Below are 23,674 nucleotides of genomic sequence, written 5' to 3'. Positions count from 1 at the left end.
CCATGGCACGCATATTCTCCGGCATTCAGCCGACCGGCATCGCGACCCTTGGCAATTATCTCGGCGCCCTGCGCAACTGGGTGGCGCTGCAGCAGGGGGAGGACGAGTGCATCTATTGCCTCGTCGATCTGCACGCGATCACCACCTGGCAGGACCCGGCGGGCCTGCGCGAGCAGACCCGCCAGATGGCGGCGCTGCTGCTGGCCTGCGGCATCGACACCGAGCGCAGCATCCTGTTCCATCAATCGGCGGTGAGCGCGCATGCGCGGCTGGCCTGGATCTTCAACTGCGTGGCGCGCATGGGCTGGCTCAAGCGGATGACCCAGTTCAAGGACAAGGCGGGCAAGAACCAGGAGGAAGTCTCCACCGGGCTGTTCACCTACCCCAATCTGATGGCCGCCGACATCCACGCCTATCACGCCACGCGCGTGCCGGTGGGCGACGACCAGCTCCAGCATATCGAGCTGGCCAACGACATCGCCGAGAAATTCAACCATGATTTCGGCGTGGCGTTCTTCCCGCGCGTCGAGCCGCTGGTGCTGAAGGAGAGCGCGCGCGTGATGAGCCTGCGCGACGGCACCAAGAAGATGAGCAAATCGGACCCGTCCGACATGTCGCGCATCAACATGACCGACACGGCGGATGTGATCGCGCAGAAGATCCGCAAGGCCAAGACCGACCCGGAGCCGCTGCCCGAACATGTGCATGATCTCGACGCCCGGCCCGAGGCGCGCAACCTCGTCGGCATCTATGCCGCCATCACCGGGCATAAGGTGAGCGAGGTGCTGCATCGCTTCGCCGGGGCGGGATTCGGGCCGTTCAAGGAGCAGCTGGCCGAGGCGCTGATCGCGCATGTCGAGCCGATTGGCCACCGCACGCGCGAATATCTCAACGACCCGACGTCGCTCGACCACATGCTGCGCGAGGGCGCGCGCAAGGCCGAGGCGATCGCGGAGCCGATCGTGGCGGAGGCGGAGCGGCTGGTCGGGTTTTTGCCGCGCTAAAGATACCCGAGTTCGCGCATCACCTCGCCATGCGCGGCGGTGATGCGCTGGGCCTGGACGGGGGTTAGGCACTCGCGCCATTGCCCGGCTTGGCCTTGGCGGAAGAATTTACCCTTGCCGCCCGCGCGGTAGCCCTCGGCAGCCTCCTGCGCCGAAAGGCTCTTGAAGCTGCTGAACTCGATGGCGCGAGTGAGGCGCTGGGCGTCCACCTCGCTGGCGCCAAGAAAGCGGATGATGCGCGCGAAATAGCGCTCAGGCGCGGCCAGCAGGTCTTCATAGCGCGTGAGCAGCCGGTTCGGCGCCGCCACCCAGGAGCGCACATGCGCGCTCCAATCTGAGAGCAGTTCGAGCACCTGCGCGCCGTCGCTGGCATTGGCCGCACCGGGATTTTCCATGAAGGCGATGATCTCATCCATATCGCGCCCGGTATAGGCGGCGAAAGAGAGGGCGATATCGCGCGGGTCGCGCACCATGTAGAGCGCGCCCGCCGTGTGCGCCGGGGTGCAGAGCGGCACGCCATGCAGGGCGAGGTTGGCGTTATGCGTCTTCACGAAAACCGGGCCGGGGCGCAGCCGGGTCAGGCGCTCATGCACCGCAGGGCGCAGCGCCTGCACCTGTTCGGGGGGCGGCGTGGCGCCGGGGGCGTGGTAGAGGGCGGCGGCGCATTCTGTTACCGAGACTTCCTCCAGCGCGTTGATGCGGCGCGGCGCGGCCTGCGGCGCCAGGTAGTTGTGCAGAAAGGCCCGGACCCAGGTATTGCCCGATTTGGGGTAGGAGGCGATCCAGACGATCTTGCCCACTACGCCGCCGCGGCCTCCGCCGGGGCGTCGGCGCCGAACAGGAAGTCGATATCCTCGGCGTTGAAGGCCATGCCGCCGCCCTCCTGGAAGGCGATGCTCGCCAGCTCCGCCTTGCGCTGTTGCAGCTCCAGGATGCGCTCCTCCACCGTCTCGGTGGCGATGAGCTTGTAGACGAACACCGATTTGGTCTGGCCAATGCGGTGCGCGCGGTCGGAGGCCTGGGCTTCCACCGCCGGGTTCCACCACGGGTCGTAATGGATCACGGTATCCGCCGAGGTCAGGTTGAGCCCGCGCCCGCCCGCCTTCAGCGAGATCAGGAACACCGGCACCTCACCCGCCTCGAAGCGCTGCACCGGGGTGGCGCGGTCACGCGTGTCGCCGCGCAGCTCCACGAACCGGATGCCGGCTTCGTCGAGGCGCGGCTTGATCAGGTCGAGCATCGAGGTGAACTGCGAGAACACCAGGATCCGCCGCCCCTCGGGGATCAGCTCGTTCAGCATCTCCATCAGATCGTCGAGCTTGGCCGAGCTCTCCACACCGGTGGAGTTGCCGATGCGTACCAAACGCGGGTCGCAGCAGGCTTGGCGCAGCTTGAGCAGCGCGTCGAGCACGATGACGCGGCTTTGCGCCAGGGTGCGCTCGGCCATCTGTTCCTTCACCGTCTCATACAGCGTGCCGCGGATGGTCTCGTAGAGTTCGCGCTGGTCGGGGGCCAGGGTGATGCGGCGCAGGATGGTGTGCTTGGGCGGCAGCTCGGTCGCCACCTCCTGCTTGGTGCGGCGCAGGATGAAGGGCTGGATGCGGTTGACCAGCTGCGCGCGCACCACCGGGTCGCCGTTTTTCTCGATCGGCGTGCGGAAGCGCTTGGTGAAGCCGCGGCGGTCGCCCAGCAGGCCGGGCATGAGGAAGGCGAATTGCGACCATAGCTCGTCGAGATTGTTCTCGATCGGGGTGCCGGAGAGGCAGATCTTGTTGGTGGTCTTGAGCTGGCAGACCGCGCGGGTGGCGCGCGCCTCGGGCGATTTGATGGCCTGCGCCTCGTCCAGCACCACCAGATGCCAGGGCAGGGGCTTCATCTCCTCGATATCGCGGGTCAGCACCGTGTAGGTGGTGACGACGACATTCACATCGTCCAGCCGCTCGCGCTTTTCGTGCCGCTCCAGCCCGTGCAGCACCACCACCTTCAGATGCGGTGCGAATTTGGCCAGCTCGGCGGTCCAGTTGGCGACGAGCGAGGTGGGCACGACGATGAGTGCGGGGGCGGTGAGCCGCCCGGCGGCGTATTCCACGCAGATATTGGCGATGGTCTGCGCCGTTTTGCCCAGGCCCATGTCATCGGCCAGGAAGCCGCCCAGCCCGTAGGAGGCGAGATGTTGCAGCCAGTCCACGCCGTGCTGCTGGTAGGGGCGCAGCGCGGCCTTGAATTCGGGCGGGATCTCGACCGGGATGATATCTGGCTCGCCCCGGAAGCGCTCGACATAAGCCTCGATATCCGCCGCGTTCTGCCAGGAGGTGGTGAGCACATCCTCCAGCTCCAGCACCGTGGCGGCGGCTCCCACGGGCAACACCAGCGATTTCTCGGTGGTGCGCCCGGCGGATTCGATGAGATCGCCCATCACCGCCAGCAGGCGGCGGATGCGGTCGGCCGGGAGCTTGACCACCCGCCCATCCTCCAGGCTGGTGATGATCTCGCCCTCGACGATCTGCGCGGCGTCGATGCCGCCCTTGTTGAGCAGGTTTTCCAGGATCGGCAGCAGCGGGATGCGCTCGCCATCCACCTCGACGCCGAATTCCAGGCTGAAGGTGCCGGCCTCGCCGTCCTCCACCTTCACATCGAGATTGCCGACATTCTCGGCCAGCTGCGGGCCGAAATTGGCGTCGATATGGCTGAGCCAGCCGAGCGCGGTGAGCTCGGGCACGCGCACGGCGACGAAATGGTGCCATTTGGCCGCTGATTCCTGGCCACGGAACACCAGCACGCGCTGGCCGCGGGCGGATTTGCCGTCGGCCACGCGCATCTGCACGAAGCCGTCGGGGCGGAGCTGATCTAGCGCCTCGGCCTCTGCGGCGATCTCGCGGCGGATGAAGGCGATCTGCCCGGCGGATTTGATGCGGATGAAGGGGTTTTCATCCGCGCCGTCCACGCGCACGCCGCCATAGTCGAAATCGAGCGTCAGCACGTCGATCATGCGCTGGCGGTTGAACTCATCTGGCCCGTGCACCCGGCGCAGGCGCAGCACCGGGGTGGCTTGGCGATCCAGGATGGTGGCGCCGGGCTCAGGGGCCTCGGGCATGGCGGGCAGCAGCAGATTGGCGGCCTTGGGGCGGCGCCCGGTGGCGCGGATGCGCGGGGCGGCGGCCGGCGCCGGCGGGCGCTCGCGCGCGGGGATGATGGTGTCGATGAGCTGCTTGGGCGCCTGTTTGCGCAGCTGCGGGAATTTGGCCAGCGCCGCCAGCGCGGTGGCGGCCAGGTGGCGGCAGCCGCGCTCGCCGCAAGAGCATTCGCGCTCGGCGAAGGAGATGCGGCTGCCCTTTTTCTCCGGGGTCATCGAGCAGGTGCGCTTGGTGCCGTCCATGTCTTCAACCAAGGCGTCGATGGTGTCGCCTTGCAGCGAGACATCCTTGACGAAGCCCAGGGCGATGAGGCTCTGCGCGCGGCGGATCACCGAAGAATCGAAGACGCGGTCAAAATCCTCGGCGGAAAACGTCACCGGCATCGGATACTACTGCTCCCAGGTTAGGCGCCCGGCGCGCGGCCGGGCCAAAAGGGCTTAATACCGGGTTCGCCACAAAAGGCCAGAGCCTAAGGGCTGTTTATTTGACGAGGCTGGTGAACCCGTTCGTCAGGGGATAGCGGCGGTCGCGGCCGAAGGCGCGGGAGGTGATCTTGACCCCCGGCGGGGCCTGGCGGCGCTTATATTCGGCGCGGTCGAGCAGGCGCACCACGCGCAGCACGGTGGCGCGCTCGAAGCCGTCGGCGACGATGTCGTCGACCGAATGTTCGCCCTCGATCAGATGCGCGAGGATCGCGTCCAGCACCTCATAGGGCGGCAGCGAATCCTGGTCGGTCTGGTTGGGGCGCAGCTCGGCGCTGGGCGGCTTGGTGATCACGCGCTCGGGCATGGCCGGGCCGGGCCGGGTGAGGGCGCCCGCCGGGTGGTTGGCGTTGCGCCAGCGGCACAGCGCGAACACCGTGGTTTTGTAAATATCCTTGAGCACCGAATAGCCGCCGCACATATCGCCGTAGAGCGTGGCGTAGCCCACCGACATCTCGGACTTATTGCCGGTGGTGAGCAGCATCGGGCCGAATTTGTTGGAGATCGCCATCAGGATCAGCCCGCGCGTGCGGGCCTGGATGTTCTCCTCGGTGATGTCGGGCGCGCGCCCGGCGAAGGCCGGGGCCAGGGCGGCGCCGAACGCTTCCATCGCCCCGCTGATGGGGATGGTCTCGTAGGGGATGCCGAGCATCCGCGCGCAGGCGGCGGCGTCTTCCAGGCTTTCGGCCGAGGTGTAGGGGCTGGGCAGCATCACCGCGCGCACGCGCTCGGGCCCCAGCGCGTCGGCGGCGACGGCGGCGGAGATCGCGGAGTCGATGCCGCCGGAGAGGCCGAGCACCACGCCGGGAAAGCCGTTTTTGTTCACATAGTCGCGCAGGCCGAGCATCATCGCCTGATAGATCAGCCCCAGCCGGTCGGGCGCGGGCGGCGGCGGTTGCGGCGCGCAGGCGAGGCCGCCGGGCGTGCGCATCCAGCGCGTCAGCGTTACCGCCTCGGCGAATTGCGGCAGCTGCGCGGCGAGGCTGCTATCGGCGTTGAGCACGAAGGAGGCGCCGTCGAACACCACTTCATCCTGGCCGCCGACCATGGCGGCGAAGACATAGGGCAGCCCGGTTTCGGCCACGCGCTCGGCGGCGAGGCGGATGCGCCGCTCCTGCTTGCCGTCCTCGAAGGGCGAGCCGTTGACCGAGAGCAGCAACTCGGCCCCGGCCCCGGCCAGGCAGGCGGAGACGTTGGGCAGCCACCAATCCTCGCAGATCATCAGCCCGAGGCGGAAGCCGTGGAACGCCACCGGACCCTCCGCCGCGCCGGCGTCGAACACGCGTTTTTCGTCGAACACCCCGTAATTGGGCAGTTCCACCTTGGCGCGGCGGGCGCTGATCCGCCCGGCTTCGAGCAGGAAGGCGGCGTTGTGCAGCTTGTCGCCATTGCGCCAGGGCGTGCCGATGATCAGCGCCGGGCCGCCATCGGCGGTGTCCTGCGCCAGCTCCGCCGCCGCATCCTCGCAGGCGGCGACGAAGGCGGGCTTGAGCACCAGATCCTCCGGCGGGTAGCCGGAGATGGAGAGTTCCGGGGTGACGACGAGATCGGCCCCCAGCGCCGCGGCCTGGGCGCGCGCGGCCCGGATGGCGGCGACATTTTTGTCGATGGCGCCGACATGCAGGTTGATCTGGGCGATGGCGAGGGTGAGCGTGTCAGCCATGGGTGGTGCGCAGCAGGAATTCGCGCCCCAGCTTCACCAAGGGCTTGCCGTCATAGGCCACGATGTCGGCCGTGGCGTAGGTCTCGGACCAAGTTTCGGGGATGAAGCTGCCGGTGCCAACCACGTCGATCGGCGCCTTGGCGTCGGCCATGACCGAACATTTCTCGACGCCGAAGCCCGAGGAGGCGACGATGCGCACCGCCGGGAAGCCGGCGAGGTTTAGCGCCTCGCGCATCTTCCAGATGGCGGCGGCGGAGACGCCGGTGCCGATCAGGTAGCCGAGCTCGCGCTGGCTGCGGTAGCGGCGCAGCGCGCCGGGGGCGTTGCGCTCCAGCACGGCGTAGCTCTCCTGCGGGTCCAGCCCTTCGAGATAGCGCCCGCCATGGGTGTCGAGCCGCACCGAGAGCCGCCCGGTCTGCGCCAGATGAGGGAAGGCGTTGCAGACTTCCAGCGTGTCGGTGATCTCGCGGCCGAAATAATCGACCAGCACGGTGAGCGGCTCGTCCGGATAGGTTTCCACGAACATCTGCGCCGCGCGCAGGGTGGAGCCGGCATAGCCGATGAGGGCGTGCGGCATGGTGCCGTAGCCATGCGCGGCGCCGAAATAATGCGCCGTCCAGTCATTGGCGTTGCCGACGAAGCCGCGCGCGCCCTCTTCCTGCGCGGCGCGCGAGCCGACGGCGCAGGCATAGGCCATGATCTCCTGCATCTCGGCCCCGGCGCAATGGCGCGCCTCCATGGCCAGAAACGCGGCCTGGGGCAGCGCCGCGGCCATCTGGAAGGCGTTATGCGCGGCGACACAGGCGGCGCCGATTTTTTGCAGGGCGATGGTCTCAAGGTCGGCCAGGGCCGCGAAACTGCCGGTGACATAAACCAGCGGCTCGCCCGCGCCGACCCAGGCGCCCTCTTTGTGCATCAGCTCGATGTCGAAATGCTCATGCCGGGCGCGGGCCACCGCCTGCAGCCAGTCCAGCAGCAGGGCCGGGGCGGAGACCACCGGGCGGCGCAGGAAGATGGCGTAGGTGACGCGCGCATCGCCGAAGCGGGTGACGATCTCGCGCGTGCGGTTGAAGTAGGAATCCGTACGCGCGGCGATGTCGGCATCGCCCAGGGGGGCGGGTGTCACGCCGGGAGTCTCGCGCCGCGGCGGGATTTCAGCTCCTCAGCCAGGAAGAACGCGACTTCCAGTGATTGCTCGGCGTTCAGCCGGGGGTCGCAGAAGGTTTCGTAGCGCTCGCCCAGATCTTCCTCCGAGAGGCCGCGCGCGCCGCCGACGCACTCGGTGACATCCTGCCCGGTCATCTCCAGATGCGCGCCGCCGGCCACGGTGCCCTCGGCCTCATGCGCGTCGAAGAAGCCCTTCAGCTCGCTGACGATGGCGTCGAAGCGGCGGGTCTTGATCTTGGCGGCGGTGGTGATGCCGTTGCCATGCATGGCGTCGCACAGCCAGACCGGGCTGCGCCCGGCGCGCTTCACCGCGCGCAGCAGCGGCGGCAGCTTCTGCTCCACCTTGTCAGCGCCCATGCGGGTGATCAGCGTCAGGCGCCCCGGCTCGTTCTGCGGGTCGAGCACGTCCATGATCCGCAGCAGATCGTCCGCCTCCATGCTCGGGCCGACCTTCATGCCGATCGGGTTGCGGATGCCGCGCATGAACTCGACATGCGCGCCCTCGAGCTGGCGGGTGCGGTCGCCGATCCACAGGAAATGCGCCGAGCAGGCGTAGTGTTCGCCGGTGGTTGAGTCGATGCGGGTGAGCGCTTCCTCATACGGCAGCAGCAGCGCCTCGTGGCTGGTGTAGAAATCGGTCTCGCGGATTTGCGGCGTGGCGCTGCTGGTCAGGCCGCAGGCGGCCATGAAGCGCAGCGTCTCGTCGATGCGCGTGGCGAGGTCGGCATAGCGCGCGGCGAGCGGCGAGTTCTGCACGAAATCGAGGTTCCAGCGATGCACCTGGTGCAGATCGGCATAGCCGCCAGAGGCGAAGGCGCGCAGCAGGTTGAGCGTGCCGGCCGACTGGAAATAGCCAAACTCCATGCGCGTGGGGTCGGGGATGCGGGCCTGGGCGGTGAATTCCGGGCCGTTGATGATGTCGCCGCGGTAAGAGGGCAGGGTGACATCACCCATGGTCTCGGTGTCGGACGAGCGGGGCTTGGCGAATTGCCCGGCCATGCGCCCGAGTTTGACCACCGGCACGCCGCCGCCAAAGGTGAGCACCACCGCCATCTGCAGCAGCACGCGGAATGTGTCGCGGATGACATTGGCGGTGAAGTCGCCGAAGCTCTCGGCGCAATCGCCGCCTTGCAGCACGAACGCCTTGCCCTGCGCCGCCTGGGCGAGCTGCGCCTTCAGGTTCCGCGCCTCGCCGGCGAAGACCAGCGGCGGAAATTTGGCGATGCGCGCCTCCATCGCCGCCAGCCGGGCCGGGTCGGGGTAGCTCGGCACCTGGCGGATCGGGCAGTTGCGCCAGCTATGCGGTGTCCAGCCGGAAGCAAGCGGGGCTGGGGTGATCGTATCCATGGTCTCTCCCGGGGGGCGGTCCTGTTTCCGCCCCTTATAAGCGTGAAATGTAGGGCAAGGCTACTCGCCGCCAAGGCCGGGGCCGGCAACCCTGGTCTGTGTGCGCATGGTCACGAATTCCTCGGCCGCGGTGGGGTGGATGCCGATGGTGCGGTCGAAATCGGCCTTGGTCGCTCCGGCGGTGATGGCCACGGCCAGGCCCTGTATGATCTCGGGCGCGTCCTCGCCCAACATATGCGCGCCCAGCACCTTGTCTGTGGCCCGGTCCACCACCATCTTCATAAGTGTCTTGCGTTCGCGCCCAGTGAGGGTGTGGCGCATGGGCGTGAAGCGGGAGAGGAAGATTGTGACCTCCCCCCGCTTCGCGGCTTCCTCCTCGGTCAGCCCCACCGTGGCGATGGGCGGAATGGAGAACACCGCCGTCGGCACGTTGTCGAGATTCACGCCGCGCGGGCGGTTGCCGAACAGCGTGTCGGCCAGCGCGTGGCCCTGCGCGGTGGCCACCGGGGTCAGGTTCAACCGGTCGGTGACATCGCCCAGCGCGTAGATATGCGGCACCGAGGTGCAGAAGGCGGAATCGACCAGCACCTCGCCGCGCGGGCCGGTATGCACCCCGGCATCCGCCAGGTTGAGCCCGCGCGTATTGGCCGCGCGCCCGGTGGCGAAAAACACCAGATCGACCGCGAGCGTCTCGCCATTGGACAGCGCGACCTGCTTGGCGCCGCCGCTGAGGGTGATGGCGCTGGGCAGCGTGCCCGGATGCAGGGTGACGCCGTTGCCCGCCAGGGTGCCGGCCAGGGCGGCGCGGATATCCTCGTCGAACCCGCGCAGCGGCAGGGGCTGGCGGTAGATCAGGTGCGTCTCGGCGCCCAGCCCCGCGAACACCCCGGCGAATTCCACCGCGATATAGCCGCTGCCGACGATGGCGACGCGCTTGGGCATCTCGGGCAGGAAGAAGGCGTCGTCCGAGACGATGGCGTGCTCGGCGCCGGGAATATCCAGCCCCGTGGGGTGGCCGCCGGTGGCGATCACGATCTTGTCCGCCGTGACGCGCTGGCCGCCGACATCGAGGGTATGGGCGTCGATGAAGCTGGCGCGGGCGTCGAAGATGGTGGCGCCGGCATTGTCGAGCAGGCGGCGGTAAATGCCGTTGAGGCGAGCGATTTCCTGATCCTTGGCGGCGAGCAGGGCGGACCAGTCATGCGCGCGGGTCTCGACATCCCAGCCGAAGCCGCGCGCATCCTCGGCGATGGCGCCGTATTCGGCGGCCATGACCAGGAATTTCTTGGGCACGCAGCCGATATTGACGCAGGTGCCGCCCCAGAAGCGGCTCTCCGCCACGCCGACCCGGGCGCCATGCCCCGCCGCGATGCGCGCGCAGCGAACCCCAGCCGAGCCGCCGCCAATGACGAAAAGGTCGAAATGCATGTGTCTCAATTCCCAATTTCTGCCGTTTACGTAGCACGGCGGCGGCGGCTTACCAGCCCTGGGGCGTGTTTCACGATCAAGCTTTGCCTGACCTTGATGCCGTCCGTACCAGGAATTGGCAGGGATTGAATGCCGCGCCTGGCCCAGTTGTTGTTGGCCGGAATGACTGATCTCGCCGCTCGCTCGTGCGCCAGCGGCGCTTATTTAGGGTCAACCGGCCTTCGCGGCTTAAGGCGCGAGATATAACCGGGCGCCGCCAGCGTAAGGTTGCGGGCGGCGAGCAGGTTTTTGATCTGGTCCGGAACATCTGAGATTATCCCATCCACACCAAGCTCGATCATGCGCTCCATGTCGTTGGGCTCATTCACTGTCCACGGAATCACGGCAAGGCCCAGGCGCCGGGCCTCGATCATCTCGGCTTCATTCAGCGTCGTCTGTTCGGGCGCCCATATAACGGCCCCCGTACTCGCCACGGTGCGCGGCACGCTGCCCGGTTTTTGTGGCTGGTGCGCTGCGAGGCGGGTATCGCCGAACCACAGATGGGCATCGCGCACGGTCTGCGCATCGGTCAGGCAGCCGCGCCGCAAAGAGGGGATATGCCGCGCCGCCACCGCTAAAACCCGCCAGTCAAATGCGAACAGCATGGATTTGTCGGTGGCCTCCAAGGTACATAAAACGCGCGAGACCTGCGCAACCAATTCCATGGGTGTGTGGGTCGTGTCAGGCCGGTCGGGAGCGGTTTTGATCTCGATGAGCAGATCAAGCGACGTGCAGGCGGCGACAGCCTCGGCCAGCGTCGGGATCCGCGCGCCATCCAGCGCCTGCTGCGTTAGGTGCCGGCTGGCGTAAACCGAGCCGCGACGTGGCCTTCCGACATCATAGGTGGATAATTGCCGATACGTGAGGGCGCGGATCAACGGTGCATCCTCGCCGACATAAGCGCCGCTTTTGTCACGGGCGATGTCTTGATTGAGACGGATATCGTGGTGGACGACCGGAATATTATCCGCGGTCATGCCGACATCGAACTCAACGCCCGTTAAACCCAAGCGCGCCGCTAAACGAAACCCTGTCAGTGTGTTCTCCGGGGCCAGCCCGCAGGCGCCACGATGCCCAAAAACCGCGATCATGTTTCAAATCCGCCGCCTTTCGCCGAAGACGATATCAGAGGGATTGGATACGCACACATAACCGTACGTTAATAATAGTAGCTTTGCGGGATCGCGGGCGGATCGCGTGTGGCTTCAAATGAGCTGCTGCCGGTTTGGTGGACACGAGGATAAGATCGTGACGCAGGAACCGGAGAGCAGACATGACGAGACGGAAGTATGGAGCTGAGTTCAAAACCGAGGTTGTAAAGCTGGTTACGGAGCGGGGCGTATCGGTTGCCCAGGCTGCCCGTGACCTGGATCTGGCGGAGAGCGTGTTACGGCGCTGGATGCGTGAATTGGCGGCGGCGCCTGCGACGGCGTTCCCTGGCCATGGCCAGCAGCGGGCCGACATGGTTGAGATCGCGGCCCTCAAGAAGGAGGTCGCCAAGCTCAAGGCGGAGCGTGACATCCTAAAAAAGGCCGCGGCATTCTTTGCGAGAGAATCGATATGAAGTTCGCCTTCATCGCGAAGAACCGGCATATCTGGCCGGTCAGCTGGCTATGCAATGCTCTTGAGGTATCGCGTTCCGGCTTCCATGCTTGGCTCAACCGACCAGCTTGTGAACGGGCCATTCATGACGAGAAGCTCGGTGCCGCCATCCGCACCAGCTTCAAGGCCAGCGACCGGACTTATAGCGCGCGCCGTGTGTGGCGTGATGTGCTCGAAGAGGGCCTGGCCTGCGGCCTGCACCGGGTTGAGCGGCTGATGCGCGAGAATGGCTATCGGGCGCGCCCGAAGCGGCGTGCCAAACCCAAGAACGATGGCGAACGCGCGGTGATTGCCGATAACATCCTTGATCGAGATTTCGCGGCGAGCCGGCCAAACCAGAAATGGCTGGCTGACTTCACCTATATCTGGACCGCCGAAGGATGGCTGTATGTGGCCGCGGTTCTGGACCTTTTCTCCCGGCGCATCGTTGGCTGGTCAATGAAGGCGGAACGCGATGCAGCCCTGGTCATGGATGCCCTGATGATGGCGGTACGGCGGCGAGGCAAAGCCGACGCGCTTCTGCATCACTCTGACCAGGGCTCGCAATATACCAGCGAGCAATTTCAGCGTCTGCTGGCAGACAATGGCATCACCTGCTCAATGAGCCGGGCCGGCAATGTCTGGGACAATTCGGCAATGGAGAGCTTCTTCTCCTCGCTCAAAACCGAGCGCACCGCCGCCAAGACCTACCGCACCCGCGACCGGGCCAGGGCCGATGTGTTCGACTATATCGAGCGTTTCTACAATCCACGGCGCAGGCTGACTTGCCTCATCTTGGAGGACGACCGGATAGGCTTTTTTCATCCGAAAGAGATATTTGCGGCGAATTGGCGTAGATTAGCCTTCGAGACGAAGGCCGGCGGGGCTGGCGAAGCCGGTCGTATCGCCACCCGTACATATAGTCACCAACTCGTTTTCTTCTGTGAGCGGGGAAACGTGTAAAGAGGCAAATCTCCGCGGCCTGAGATACGCCTCTGCCCTGCCATCTCTCCTCTATCCTCACCAGCGCCAGCCGCCTATGTTGCGGGTGGAACAAGAGGGACCCAGCGCCATGGAATACCGCAATCTCGGCCCAACCGGACTGAAAATTTCCCGCCTCTGCCTCGGTTGCATGAGTTTTGGCGAGGCTGGCCGCGGCCCGCATGGCGGCTGGACGCTGGACGAGGAGGCAAGCCGTGCCATCATCCGTCAGGCGCTGGAAGCTGGCATCAATTTTTTCGACACGGCCAATATGTATTCCAATGGTTCTTCGGAAGAGATCCTCGGCCGGGCGCTGGCCGATTTCGCCCGCCGGGATGAAATCGTGGTGGCCTCGAAAGCCTTCTTTCCCTGGCGGAACGCGCCTAATACCGGCGGCCTCTCCCGCAAATCGCTCTTCATGGCCGTGGATGACAGTTTGCGCCGGCTGGGGATGGAGTATCTCGATCTCTACCAGATCCACCGCTGGGACGAGACCACGCCCATCGAGGAAACGATGGAGGCGCTGCACGACATCGTGAAGGCCGGCAAGGTGCGCTATATCGGCGCCTCCTCGATGTTCGCATGGCAATTCGCCAAGGCGCAATATACTGCGCAGATGCATGGCTGGACAAAGTTCATCTCCATGCAGAACCAGGTGAATCTGATCTACCGGGAGGAGGAGCGCGAGATGCTGCCGCTCTGCGCGGATATGGGGGTGGGGGTGCTTCCCTGGAGCCCGTTGGCCCGCGGCAAGCTGACCCGCGACTGGGCGGAGACCACCACGCGCTCGGCAAATGATGCCTTCATGAGGGTCATTTACGCCGATACCGAGCAGCAGGACCGGCGGGTGGTGGCGGAGGTCGCCCGAATCGCCGCGGCGAAGGAGCTGAAGCGCGCCCAGGTGGCTCTGGCCTGGGTGCTGCAAAAACCCGAGGTCGCGGCGCCGATCATCGGCGTCACCAAACCCTCTCACCTCATCGACGCGCTGGGGGCGCTGGAGGTCGTGCTATCACCGGAGGAAATTGCCGCGCTGGAGGCGCCTTATGTGCCGCGTGCGGTGGCTGGTGTGCTCCCCGTGCGTAACCCGGACGCGCCGCGGGTGAGCCTGCGGCGGGGGCAGGGGGGATAAAACACCGTCGCCTGGGCGTTGATGTGCTTTCCGCCGTCTCGCATTTTGTGAACGCGGCGCTTGAGCTGAGAAATTCATCAATGAAGGGAAATGGCGCCGCCCTCTTTTTGGTGGGTCCCGTGCAGTTCCATCATCGTCGCGCTGGCGGCGTTAAGCCCCACAAACTTCACGTCCCGCCCGTGGCGCCGCGCCTTGATCACGATTTGATCAGCGGCGCCGATGGCCGAGATATCCCAAAAATGCGCCTCCGTAACATCCACGACGATCCTGTCCAATGGTTCCGTCACGTCGATCTCTTCCACCAGCTTCTCCGCCGACGCGAAGAAGACCTGGCCTTTGACGAAATACTCGCGCAACCGGCCATTATCCGAAAGCCGCGAGGTGACACGGAGCAGGCGTGACACCTTACCCGCGAAGAAGATGCCCGAAAGAAGAACGCCCACGAGCACACCCTTGGCGAGGTCGCTGGTCGCGACCACCGTGGTCACGGTGGCTGCCATCACCACGCTGGACTGCCACGGAACCGTGCGCAATTTGGTGAGAGATGTCCAAGAGAAGGTGTTGATCGAGACCATGATCATCACAGCGGTCAGCGCCGCCACGGGGACAATGGCGAGCAGCCGGTGCAGCATCACGAGCAGGACGAGCAGGAATGCGCCGGCAACCAGTGTGGAGAGACGTCCGCGCGCGCCTGATGACACGTTGATGACCGACTGGCCGATCATCGCGCATCCGCCCATGCCGCCGAAAAGTGGCGAAATCATATTCGCCAGGCCCTGGCCGATGCACTCCCGGCTTTTGCCGCTGGCCGTATCGGTGAAATCGTCAATAATCTTTGCTGTCAGCATGGTTTCGAGAAGCCCGACAGCGGCCAGCGTCAGCGCTACCGGCGCAATGACATGGAGGGTTTCAAAAGTCAGCGGAACATGCGGAAGGGAGAAGACCGGTAGCGTGGACGGCAATTCGCCGAGATCGGCAATGGTCCGCACATGAATGCCGGATATGGCACAGATTACGGTCAGAACGGCAATCGCCACCAGCGGCGAGGGAACCGCTTTCGTCAGATATGGGAGGCTGTAGATGATCGCCAGGCCGAGGGCGATCAACCCATAAGTGACGGGAGGAACATGAACGAGCTGAGGCAGCTGAGCGAGAAAGATCAATATCGCCAGGGCGTTGACGAACCCCGTGAGAACCGAGCGGGAAACGAAGCGCATCAACCGGCCAAGCTTCAACAGCCCTGCGGCGATTTGAAAAACACCCATTAATATGGTGGCGGCGAACAGGTAACTCACGCCATGCGCATGGACAATCGGCCCCATAAGCACGGCGGTCGAGGCGGTTGCGGCGGAGATCATGGCGGGCCGGCCGCCTGAGACGGCAATGACGCAGGCAATGATGACCGAGCCGTAGAGCCCCATCTCAGGCGGAACCCCAGCGACGACCGAAAAGCCGATGGCTTCGGGGATTAGGGCCAGGGCCACGACAATACCGGCCAAAACCTCGATCCGTGGGTTAAGCAGCCAGTTTTGGAGGTAAGAGGTTTTCTTTGCGATTGAGCGTGTCATATCCATGACTTGGCGCACGATGTTGCTTGGCCCGCTCGTCAGGGGCCGTAATGGGCAAGTTTTCGTGTCAGGTAAGGTGATCCGGCGGATTGGCGGCCGGAAGAGCCGCCCGGATTTTCACCGGGTCCCAGGCAAGATGAAACGCCCTATAGCTTCGTAATTTCTGCAATGCAACATGAGAGATCGCCAGGCACGCATTTGGGACGGGCGGGCACGGCAATTAGTGCGTCTTGGCATCTCGGTGGCGCTTGGCGCGTATGGGCGCTGACGGTGCGCCGAGTGCCCTATAGGGTCTCGCCTTGATAATATCCTTACCCGTGCCCGTACCCGCGGTCATGTTGCTCTTTACGTTGTGATCGCCATGCCAGCGAACCGATCGGCATCAGCGCGGACGACAAAGTGAATGCCAAGCACGACATCACACAAGCGATCGGCGCCCTACCTCCTCCACCCAAGCGGCGCTTGCAGCCGCCTCGGACCAGGATCACCCGTTGCCTTGGCACGCATCTAGCCGACCTTGCGCCGCTCGCCGCGAAGAATTGCGTAGAGACAATTGCCAGCGGATGCCGCAACACGAGCACGCGCAAATAAACAACGCATGCGCCGTTTCAAATCCCCGAGCGATACCATCGAGAGTTCCTGTGCGTCGTCAACACAGAACGCAACCACTCGCCAAATCTCGAATCATGGCTGCCACGGGTTCAGAGTTCATCAGAAAATGCAATTATAGTGTTAGGGTCGCCACCCATGGTGATGCCAGCCATCCCATCCCCACCCATATATGATCGACACATTGGGGTAGAGGTAACCGTAGCCCGGATAAAATGCGTAGAGTGGCGGATAAGCAACGTAGGGATAGTATCCGGTAGTCGGAGAAGGATAAGCTGCCGTGGCGGCTGACGGCAAGGGAGGAACATTATTGCCTTTTGCCGCCATACATTGGGCGTAAGTCACATCATATTGATGTTGCAACTCGGTTGCCGTCATGGAGGCAGTCGAGGCGCCTGCGGCGCTGCCGACCACGAGACCGGTACCCGCCCCAATCGCTGCACCTGCGCCGGCATTACCTGCCGCCGCGCCCAAAACGGCTCCCGCCGCCGCTCCAACCACCGTGCCTGTTACAGTGCTGCCGACGGCCGCTTGGTTGGCCGCTTGCCCGGCGTTGGAATAGCCAATGCTTTGGGCGGCCGCCGCACGGCACTCATAATCATCTTGTTGGAACGCGGCGTATGTTTTGCCTTGACCAGGTAGCACGGCGATTGACGGACTGCTTGGAGGCTTCACGGCGCAACTGGAAAGCAGAAGTAACGCGAGTGTGCCCGTGGTCCATTGTTGTTTGATCATGGGACAATTTCCCCCTTCATGACCGTGACATCCGCCCGCCACCAGTGGTGACGGGCAGATGTAAGGCCGGTTATGGCTAGTTATCCATGGCCACTCAGGATGGCTAGTCGCACGTCTTCCGCCTTGGCCTGGATGTCGGCGGTTTCCTCAGGCGTGAGCGCGGGTAAGCCAAGGATGGTGTTCACCGCCGTGACCGTATCAACCGTAATAGGAATGGTTTTATCCGAGGCTGATCCGAGATAGATTGCGATCATGTCATCACGGCTGGCGGGAGTGACGCCAGTCAGAGGTGAGACATTGGTAAGCGCAAAACTCTTCAGCAGACTCAGATTTTCAAGCGGTGAGTCGATGCGGACGATTGAACTATAGTACGTTTTGACGATGTAAGCGAACTGGTCCGCCGGCAGCGAGTAGAACTGCGCTACGGTCATGGTTAGAGTTTCCTGGCCATCGGCGGTCAGTTCCATGACCGTGGTGCCCATGGTGGCCCAATTGGTCACAGTTTCCGAGAAAGCATGATCAAGAACATGCGCGGGGGCGCGAGCCACGCTGAGCCGGCCGAGTTCCACCGATGGGATCCCTTCTTTTGCCCATGCGGGCCGTCCGCCGCTCGTGCCAGCTGCGGGCTGGCGGCTATTCTCGCCGCCGCCGTAACGCGGGCCTTGTTTATCGGGGCTTGTGCCTTCATCGCCCGTTTCAGTGCCGGTTGATCCGCCTTGTCCATAATGACCGTTCATTCCAGTCGAGCCGCCTTGGCCCATTGACTGGCCGGAGGTGCCTGGTGCGTGGCCCGAACCATTCGCCCCCATGCTTCCGCCTCCTCCGCCACTTTGAGTTTGGGCGTGGGCCACACTCACGAGTGAAATGCGGCCTCCTGACAGCAGCGGTGTGGCCACACCGACACTCAGCGCGACCGTTCCCAGAAGAGCCTTGTGCAGCCCGGCTTTGATTAGTTTTTCCGCGTTCATGATCGTTATACTTTCCTTTTTACTGTTTATAGTTGTCTAAGTTCCGCCTTAGTTGCTCCGGAGCACTTTATTATCCGCGCCCCAGTCGCCTTGGCCTTCGTGAATGAAGTGTTCGCCGCCGCTTTCACCGCCGATCGGGCCAGTTGTAGATCCTTCCGGCAGGGGCTCTGGTTCAGTACCGCCGCCCTCGTTGCCGCCGTGATTGCCGCCGGTCTCGCCGCCATGTGACTCGCCACCGCCTAATGTGCGCCCGGTGCGTTGACGGTGGCGAACCGCGCGTTGAGCGGGGGTTTTGCCTGCCCCGTGGCCGCCACCGCTTTCACCTCCGCCGCCGTGGCCGCCACCGCCTTCGCCGCCGCCACCTCCGCCGCTTTCACCGCCACCGCCACCGCCGTGGCCGCCGCCTGCTCCACCGCCACCTCCGCCAGCATCCTCCGCCCATGAGGCGCGTGGCAGGCTGATGAGGGCGCCGCCGCCGCAGAGCAGAGTAAGAAGCAAGCGTCTGGTCGGTTGGGTATTTGTTTTATCCTTGGTCGCGTTCACGGCTGGGATCCTTCATTTGGTGGCAATGCCGTATTATCCTGCTTCCTGAATGCCTCGGCCATTTTCTGGATCGATGCGGCCAGGCTTTGTGTGGTGCTGACACAGAGCAGCGCGTTCACGTCGCGGTAGCGGGCAGCCGTGATTGGTACCGTACTTGCCAACGCTAGATAATTGGCGGCCAAAACGGCATCAGGCCGTCGCTTTTCCAGCTCCTCCTGATAATCAGCGAGAAGGTAAAGCCCGGTCTTCACCGTTTCTGGCGCGAAGCCAGGAGCCAGCTCCATTTGGGCGGCGCGCAAACGGTCGAGATTGATGCCATTTAAGCGCTCCTGCTGTGTCAAATTACCTAATTTGTAGCCCCCGCACCACGGGCCATGAGGCGCGGTTCGGCTGTCATTCCCGACCATTGGCCTGTTGTAAGGCGTACCATTTTCAGCCGCGCTCACCGGATGCGCCGCCAGGCAGACCGCCAATGCGCAGGTAAGACTAAATCGCAGGGAATAGTCGATGCTTTTTCGCACGAAGAAAACCTACCCTATGATGTTTGGGTTTCACCCAGTATCTTCATTGTGGGAGAAAACATAAAAATATCGTTTGATAAGAATCAAGATTTTCTATTAAAAATAAGAAATACGGTTATGTCGTGTTTGGAGGGCGCGGCATGGTAAAACTGGTTGATTTGGATCATGGCGACCTTCAAAAAATAATTTTTGATATTTTTGTGAACAGGATGAAGGTAAGGGAGCATGGGCCGTCAGTACTATTGTCTCTCACGCGTGGCCGTCGCCGTGCTTATCGGCTTATCTCCCGCAGGCCATGCATTGGCGCAATCATCGACCGACGCGCAACTTGCTCGCGATGTACAAAATGGACCTTGGGCCCTGCTAGAGGGGCTTGATCAGCTTCTCGCAGCAAATCCCGGCTTGGCCGCCACGCCCGACTCAGCTGCGGCTCTGGCCCGTGCGGCAGCTACACCGGTACCCGATTTTGTTGGCGCCAATCTCCCGGTTTATCAAGAAATTTCTGACAAGATCATCGCTGCGGCTCCACCCGCGCAGCGTGAAGCCGTGCGTAGAGCGGTCAGTATCGAAATTGCGACCTTCGTGGCGACGGATATCCGCATCACGCCTGCACCGGAACCGCATACCATAGGCAATGCCCCCGTCCAGACGCCCCAAGTGGGGGAGCGTGGGTTCGAAGTTGGATCACTAATCTTCTATCCGCAAGTCCAGGCGGGAGCATTTTATGATAGCAACATATATGCTACCCGTACCGGCACAGTATCGGATGGTGTGGGTTCCATTTCACCCAGCCTCGTCATCCGTTCAAACTGGGATCATAATGCGCTTTATGCCGATGCTGGCGCGGATCTCACTGGTTATTTGAAGTACGGTAATGAAAATACCGCAGACTGGCATACAAGGATTGAAGGGCGGATTGATGTCAATCCAACAACCCGCATCATCCTTGGCGGTCTCGCGTTGATGGAGCATGAAGATAGATCGTCGCCTGACGCTGTGGAAGGGCTAACCCCCACACGCTATTGGGAATTGAATAGCTATGCTGGCCTCGTGCATCGTTTTGGTGTTTTTAATGTCCGCGTCGGCGGTGCTCTTCAGCGCATTACCTATGCTAATGTGCTCGGGCTAAACGGTGAGATCAATAATCACGATCGTAACCATAATCGCTATACGGCAGGAATCTCGGTCAGCGATAACGCCAATCCCGCGTTTCGTCCGTTTTTTGAAGGATTGGCCGATATTCGCAGGTACGATCATACGCCGGATGATTTCGCGCTGCCGCCAACTTATGTCGGTTATTATCGTAACTCAGATGGTTATCGCGTAAGCGTCGGCGCAAAATTTCGCTTGACGCCAGCGCTGGTGGGGGAAGCCTCAGTCGGTATCATGGGGCGATATTATGCTGATTCGCGTTTTAAGCCCATCACGACTCCGGCAGCTGACGCCGACATCCGTTGGAATGCGACGAATAACACGACTGCTGTTGTATTCCTTGATCGTTCAATTGAGGAAACGACGCTGGCGGGTAGTCCGGGTTATGTTTATTCGGTCGTCGGTGGACGAGTTGAGCAAGTCATTCTTCCAGATCTTACGGGTGTTGTGCGTCTAGCTTTCGCGCGCGCTGATTTTCGTCAATCCACTCGCTGGGATAATGAGGCGGATATGTCGGCGGGTCTGCGCTATTATCTGTCTGATTACACTTATATCGGTGCTGATTACCGATACACCCAGAGAGTTTCTGGTGATTCAGCAATAAATTTCAGCCGCCACGAAGTATTTCTGCTGGTGGGGTCGGCGTTTTAAGCCGTTTTGTGCTTAAGGAAGCGCTGAACAAGCTAATGTTTTGTAGGCATTGGGTTTGAATGTTTTGCGCGAGACGGCGCATCGTGAGGCGTTTCTGTCCGACGTGGAAGCGGTTGCATTATGGTCGCGTGGGGATGGTCTGACCGCGACGCTCTGACAGGATTCTGTTTATTTGTCGTCTAAATCAGGGTTTTCGGGTGGTTCACCGGGGAGTTCAGGCGTCAGCTCATCAGGGGTCAGCCCATCTGGCGTCAGTTCCTGCTCGGTATCTTCGGCTGGCTCGGGCGCGGACAGGTCGGGCGTTTGGCTCAGCGCGTCATCTTGCTGTGCATTGATATCAACAACATCTGGGGCCACCAGATCGCCGCTCACGTCCACCGGTTCGAGACCGTTCAGCTTGTCGCCGCCCGGCAGATTTTGCACCTCCAGACCGTCTGGCGCCCGCACTTTGCCATCGTCGCCCTTAAAATAGTCGGACACCTCAACCCGCGTGCCTGGGGGGGCAACTAAAGATGGACCTGGAACAATGCGATGTGCCACCAATCCGTTTTCCGCCGCCGCGCCGGTCACAAGGGCTTGGCTACCCATGGCAGGCGGGGTAAGTCCTGGCTCCAGCGTGACAGGCGTTCCCGCGACCGTCATCCGGCCATTATGGGCGGCAACTGGGCCAAGCAACTGGGCGGTAGCCCCTGAGACGGGCTCGGCATTATCGGCGGCCCAGGTGCCGTTGGCGCGTAGTTGCGCCGAAACTGCAACCATCTGCCCTGGCTTAAACCCGGCAAAAATCGGCCCCTTCGTTGCCTCCATCTTTTGCCCGAGGATCACCGCCTGAAGCCCGCCATCCGAAATCGCGGTAACCGGGCCAATTACGGGATGTATAATGTTGATGCTTTCGGCATAACCGCGCTTGGCGCCGGTTATCACGCCCTGGATGCGGGCGATATTACCGACCGACAAGTTCGCGATGGTTGCCGCGTGACCATCCACGCGGACCAGCGTGTGGTTGTCGAACATATATTCTCGGCCATTCACAAAGACGCTGCCAAACGCCTGAATTGGCCCATAGCTCAACACTGGTTTGCCCCGACGGGTAATTCCCGTGCCACCAATCCCGCCAGGCTGGGAATCCACGCCCGTACCACCAATCCCGCCGGTTTCCTGGCCAATTCCGGTTCCGCCGATTCCTCCGGTTTCGCTGCTCTGGGCCAAAGCGCGTTCAGCGAGCAGTAAGCACAGGATCGTTAAAACCAGGCGCTCAAGGTGCATCATCGGCGTCCGTTTCGTAATAATAAACACCAAGCCGCATACGCTTTTGCGCCTCGCTGTGGGCTATAGGAAAAGCGTCGGTACCCGCCACACTCTCTTTCAGCAGCGCTTCATTCGCATCACGTAGAAACTGCTCGGCCATACGACGAAGATGTGGGCGCATTGCTTCCAGCCAACTCGCCGAAATGCTGTTGTGGAATAGCGCACGCTCGATAAAAGATGGCGTCGTACATTCGATGTTGCTGAATGCTGCACGCAGATGGTCGCCGACATTTGCCGCCAGGAAGAGCATTTTTTCTTCGGGCTCGGCTGGGGTGTAGGACGCTCGTAGCAAGCGCAAGCGTCCATCCTGCTGTATCTCAACGACACCCGCCCGTTCCAGTTCACTCATGACGGTGCGGGCGCGCACGTCCACTTTCGCGGCGCGGAGGAGCGTGTCGAAATCCTCACCTTCCGCGCCATGCACTGCCAAAGTGCGCGGCGCCCCGGTCACATCTCTGAAATCTGGCGAAGCGCTCCAGGTTGCGACCACGCGGGCGGCCATGTTCACCCCGGTCATGATGCCTGTCTCGTGTTCCAAGGCGGGTGATTGAACTTCCGCCCGCAAGCGTTTTACTTCGCGGCGGTTGATGCCCGTCACCAAGCTCAGCGCACTATCTGTGGTTTGCGCGGCATCGGCATGGCGGCGCAGAGCCTCCTCAATATAGACCCGCTTCAGCAGATCCCGCAGGGCAATATACCCGATTCCACGATTCATGAGCGCGGCAACCATCGGCCGTAGCAAGCGGCGTAGCGTCAAGGCGAATACGGGAGTCAAAGCCGGGAACTCCCGCTGATCTTGGCGCGCACCGCTAAATGCGGTAACTTATCCCACGCGATCAAGGGGATGGCTGGAGAAACGTGATGGGCCTTCCGAGCCGTGCAGTGGTGGGATGCGCCGCGGCTTTGGCCGGCTCCCTGGCCATACCCGCGCCGGCCGCAGCGGCGGGCTATACCACTCTTTTGGTTATGCCGTCTTTCTTCACCGCACATAATAATAATGGCTCTCAGATCAGGGCTTATGAGCTGCCGCTGACCCTGACCTACCATGCCAAAAACTGGCGCGTGAGCATCTCCGCGCCGCTCCTGGCGGTCACCGGCCCTGGCGTTCTGAGTGCCGGCGCCATCTACGCCATCCCCAAAGCCTACGGCACTCGCGTAGGGGTTGGCGATATCTGGCTGGAAGGCAGTGTCTCGCTGGATCGTCCTGCCAGGCTCCGCCCGGAAATGTCGCCTTATGTGTTGATCAAATTGCCCACAGACGCGCGATCGCGCGGGCTGGGCACCGGCACCACCGACTATGAGGCCGGCACCAGCCTCCTTTGGCATTGGCAGCATTTTTACCCAATTGCCCGGGCGGGCTACCGGGTTGTTCACTCCAGCCATGGCTATCGTTGGCGCGATACATTTCTCGTGTCCGCAGGGTTCAGCTACAGCTTTGGGCGGGTAGGGTTTGTCACCCTGGAATTCGAACGGCGCGGCACTGGGCATCATCACCAGCCGCCAACCGAAACCATGTTTTTGGCTTACACGAGGCCGGTGAACCAGCGCTGGTCCATCCTGGCCTTCGGCTTGCACGGCTTCACGTTCAGTAGCACGGATTATGGCGCCGGCATCGGCGCCGCGGTCCGTTTTTAATTCGCCCGCCAGCAGTTTCGCCGGGGCTG

At 62.9% G+C, this 23,674-nt stretch carries 19 protein-coding genes, 1 pseudogene and 1 other annotated feature; of the genes and pseudogenes, 6 read left to right on the top strand and 14 right to left on the bottom strand.

Annotation, left to right across the window (positions count from 1 at the left end):
• The first annotated feature begins 2 nt into the window (after positions 1–2).
• Positions 3–1,004 (top strand): tryptophan--tRNA ligase, encoded by a 1,002-nt coding sequence (gene trpS / locus LI953_RS09580; protein ID WP_227075845.1) that lies wholly within the window; start codon positions 3–5, stop codon positions 1,002–1,004.
• Here the strand turns inward: trpS and LI953_RS09575 are convergent.
• From LI953_RS09575 to LI953_RS09545, 7 genes are all read right to left on the bottom strand, one after another.
• Positions 1,001–1,804, bottom strand: a complete 804-nt coding sequence (locus LI953_RS09575; RefSeq protein ID WP_227075844.1) for a sulfotransferase domain-containing protein — start codon at positions 1,802–1,804, stop codon at positions 1,001–1,003. The genes trpS and LI953_RS09575 overlap by 4 nt on opposite strands.
• A complete protein-coding gene (locus LI953_RS09570; protein WP_227075843.1) occupies positions 1,804–4,521 on the bottom strand; it encodes a DEAD/DEAH box helicase in 2,718 nt (905 codons plus the stop codon). The genes LI953_RS09575 and LI953_RS09570 overlap by 1 nt, the downstream gene beginning before the upstream one ends.
• A 97-nt stretch (positions 4,522–4,618) precedes the next feature.
• Positions 4,619–6,283, bottom strand: coding sequence for an NAD+ synthase (locus tag LI953_RS09565; RefSeq protein WP_227075842.1), 1,665 nt, complete (start codon positions 6,281–6,283; stop codon positions 4,619–4,621).
• The gene (locus LI953_RS09560) at positions 6,276–7,409 is read right to left on the bottom strand and encodes a nicotinate phosphoribosyltransferase (RefSeq protein WP_227075841.1); all 1,134 of its coding nucleotides are present in this window, start codon (positions 7,407–7,409) and stop codon (positions 6,276–6,278) included. The genes LI953_RS09565 and LI953_RS09560 overlap by 8 nt, the downstream gene beginning before the upstream one ends.
• Positions 7,406–8,797 carry a class II 3-deoxy-7-phosphoheptulonate synthase gene (locus LI953_RS09555; RefSeq protein WP_227075840.1) on the bottom strand — a complete coding sequence of 464 codons (1,392 nt, stop codon included), beginning with the start codon at positions 8,795–8,797 and terminating at the stop codon, positions 7,406–7,408. The genes LI953_RS09560 and LI953_RS09555 overlap by 4 nt, the downstream gene beginning before the upstream one ends.
• Before the next feature lie 60 nt (positions 8,798–8,857).
• Positions 8,858–10,225 carry a glutathione-disulfide reductase gene (gene gorA, locus LI953_RS09550; RefSeq protein WP_227075839.1) on the bottom strand — a complete coding sequence of 456 codons (1,368 nt, stop codon included), beginning with the start codon at positions 10,223–10,225 and terminating at the stop codon, positions 8,858–8,860.
• 200 nt (positions 10,226–10,425) lie between these two features.
• Complete coding sequence (locus tag LI953_RS09545; protein ID WP_227075838.1) at positions 10,426–11,355, bottom strand: glycerophosphodiester phosphodiesterase family protein; 930 nt, start codon at positions 11,353–11,355, stop codon at positions 10,426–10,428.
• A gap of 182 nt (positions 11,356–11,537) precedes the next feature.
• On the opposite strand from LI953_RS09545, the pseudogene LI953_RS09540 reads away from it, so the two are divergent.
• Together LI953_RS09540 and LI953_RS09535 are read left to right on the top strand one after the other, a co-directional pair.
• A pseudogene (locus LI953_RS09540) lies at positions 11,538–12,637 on the top strand (IS3 family transposase); the annotation flags it as partial.
• A gap of 280 nt (positions 12,638–12,917) precedes the next feature.
• Positions 12,918–13,955 (top strand): aldo/keto reductase, encoded by a 1,038-nt coding sequence (locus LI953_RS09535; protein WP_227075837.1) that lies wholly within the window; start codon positions 12,918–12,920, stop codon positions 13,953–13,955.
• Between the two features lie 77 nt (positions 13,956–14,032).
• Here the strand turns inward: LI953_RS09535 and LI953_RS09530 are convergent, their stop codons facing one another.
• The 3 genes from LI953_RS09530 to LI953_RS09515 form a co-directional block, all read right to left on the bottom strand.
• Entirely contained in the window at positions 14,033–15,523 is a 1,491-nt protein-coding gene (locus LI953_RS09530; RefSeq protein WP_227075886.1) for a SulP family inorganic anion transporter, read from the bottom strand.
• A gap of 75 nt (positions 15,524–15,598) precedes the next feature.
• Positions 15,599–15,654, bottom strand: a sequence feature (sul1 is cis-regulatory element that is thought to sense ions involved in sulfur or methionine metabolism; They are found in Alphaproteobacteria).
• A 601-nt stretch (positions 15,655–16,255) separates the two neighbouring features.
• Positions 16,256–16,867 carry a glycine zipper family protein gene (locus LI953_RS09520; protein WP_227075836.1) on the bottom strand — a complete coding sequence of 204 codons (612 nt, stop codon included), beginning with the start codon at positions 16,865–16,867 and terminating at the stop codon, positions 16,256–16,258.
• A gap of 80 nt (positions 16,868–16,947) precedes the next feature.
• Positions 16,948–17,835: a hypothetical protein gene (locus LI953_RS09515; RefSeq protein ID WP_227075835.1), complete on the bottom strand. Its 888-nt coding sequence runs from the start codon at positions 17,833–17,835 to the stop codon at positions 16,948–16,950.
• A 99-nt stretch (positions 17,836–17,934) separates the two neighbouring features.
• Between LI953_RS09515 and LI953_RS15455 the strand changes: the two genes are divergently transcribed.
• The gene (locus LI953_RS15455) at positions 17,935–18,063 is read left to right on the top strand and encodes a hypothetical protein (protein WP_255643139.1); all 129 of its coding nucleotides are present in this window, start codon (positions 17,935–17,937) and stop codon (positions 18,061–18,063) included.
• Positions 18,064–18,074: 11 nt separating this feature from the next.
• Here the strand turns inward: LI953_RS15455 and LI953_RS09510 are convergent, their stop codons facing one another.
• Complete coding sequence (locus LI953_RS09510) at positions 18,075–18,266, bottom strand: hypothetical protein (protein ID WP_227075889.1); 192 nt, start codon at positions 18,264–18,266, stop codon at positions 18,075–18,077.
• Positions 18,267–18,374: 108 nt separating this feature from the next.
• Positions 18,375–18,899, bottom strand: a complete 525-nt coding sequence (locus tag LI953_RS09505) for a hypothetical protein (RefSeq protein ID WP_227075834.1) — start codon at positions 18,897–18,899, stop codon at positions 18,375–18,377.
• 225 nt (positions 18,900–19,124) lie between these two features.
• Here LI953_RS09505 and LI953_RS09500 point away from each other — a divergent pair, with 225 nt between their 5' ends.
• A complete protein-coding gene (locus LI953_RS09500; protein WP_227075833.1) occupies positions 19,125–20,702 on the top strand; it encodes an outer membrane beta-barrel protein in 1,578 nt (525 codons plus the stop codon).
• A 168-nt stretch (positions 20,703–20,870) separates the two neighbouring features.
• Here the strand turns inward: LI953_RS09500 and LI953_RS09495 are convergent, their stop codons facing one another.
• Both LI953_RS09495 and LI953_RS09490 read right to left on the bottom strand, forming a co-directional pair.
• A complete protein-coding gene (locus LI953_RS09495) occupies positions 20,871–21,971 on the bottom strand; it encodes a DUF5666 domain-containing protein (RefSeq protein ID WP_227075832.1) in 1,101 nt (366 codons plus the stop codon).
• Positions 21,958–22,752, bottom strand: a complete 795-nt coding sequence (locus LI953_RS09490) for a DUF6502 family protein (RefSeq protein ID WP_227075885.1) — start codon at positions 22,750–22,752, stop codon at positions 21,958–21,960. Before LI953_RS09490 ends, LI953_RS09495 begins: the two co-directional genes overlap by 14 nt.
• Before the next feature lie 161 nt (positions 22,753–22,913).
• Here LI953_RS09490 and LI953_RS09485 point away from each other — a divergent pair, with 161 nt between their 5' ends.
• A complete protein-coding gene (locus LI953_RS09485) occupies positions 22,914–23,645 on the top strand; it encodes a hypothetical protein (RefSeq protein ID WP_227075831.1) in 732 nt (243 codons plus the stop codon).
• Positions 23,646–23,674 lie beyond the last annotated feature (29 nt).

The sequence above is a fragment of the Acidocella sp. KAb 2-4 genome (genome assembly GCF_020567705.1).
In the GTDB taxonomy this organism is placed as follows: domain Bacteria; phylum Pseudomonadota; class Alphaproteobacteria; order Acetobacterales; family Acetobacteraceae; genus Acidocella.
The sequence above is the reverse complement of the archived record's forward strand: the minus strand, read 5'-3'. Positions and strand labels throughout refer to the sequence as shown.

What these genes read in the sequence shown, in the direction of transcription:
- LI953_RS09570 (WP_227075843.1), bottom strand. Translation starts at nt 4,521, where the DNA reads ATGCCGGTGACGTTTTCCGCCGAGGATTTTGACCGCGTCTTCGATTCT.
- LI953_RS09495 (WP_227075832.1), bottom strand. Translation starts at nt 21,971, where the DNA reads ATGATGCACCTTGAGCGCCTGGTTTTAACGATCCTGTGCTTACTGCTC.
- LI953_RS09555 (WP_227075840.1), bottom strand. Translation starts at nt 8,797, where the DNA reads ATGGATACGATCACCCCAGCCCCGCTTGCTTCCGGCTGGACACCGCAT.
- LI953_RS09545 (WP_227075838.1), bottom strand. Translation starts at nt 11,355, where the DNA reads ATGATCGCGGTTTTTGGGCATCGTGGCGCCTGCGGGCTGGCCCCGGAG.
- LI953_RS09500 (WP_227075833.1), top strand. Translation starts at nt 19,125, where the DNA reads ATGGGCCGTCAGTACTATTGTCTCTCACGCGTGGCCGTCGCCGTGCTT.
- LI953_RS09535 (WP_227075837.1), top strand. Translation starts at nt 12,918, where the DNA reads ATGGAATACCGCAATCTCGGCCCAACCGGACTGAAAATTTCCCGCCTC.
- LI953_RS09530 (WP_227075886.1), bottom strand. Translation starts at nt 15,523, where the DNA reads ATGACACGCTCAATCGCAAAGAAAACCTCTTACCTCCAAAACTGGCTG.
- gorA (WP_227075839.1), bottom strand. Translation starts at nt 10,225, where the DNA reads ATGCATTTCGACCTTTTCGTCATTGGCGGCGGCTCGGCTGGGGTTCGC.
- trpS (WP_227075845.1), top strand. Translation starts at nt 3, where the DNA reads ATGGCACGCATATTCTCCGGCATTCAGCCGACCGGCATCGCGACCCTT.
- LI953_RS09565 (WP_227075842.1), bottom strand. Translation starts at nt 6,283, where the DNA reads ATGGCTGACACGCTCACCCTCGCCATCGCCCAGATCAACCTGCATGTC.
- LI953_RS09515 (WP_227075835.1), bottom strand. Translation starts at nt 17,835, where the DNA reads ATGAACGCGGAAAAACTAATCAAAGCCGGGCTGCACAAGGCTCTTCTG.
- LI953_RS09520 (WP_227075836.1), bottom strand. Translation starts at nt 16,867, where the DNA reads ATGATCAAACAACAATGGACCACGGGCACACTCGCGTTACTTCTGCTT.
- LI953_RS09510 (WP_227075889.1), bottom strand. Translation starts at nt 18,266, where the DNA reads ATGCTGGCGGAGGTGGCGGTGGAGCAGGCGGCGGCCACGGCGGTGGCG.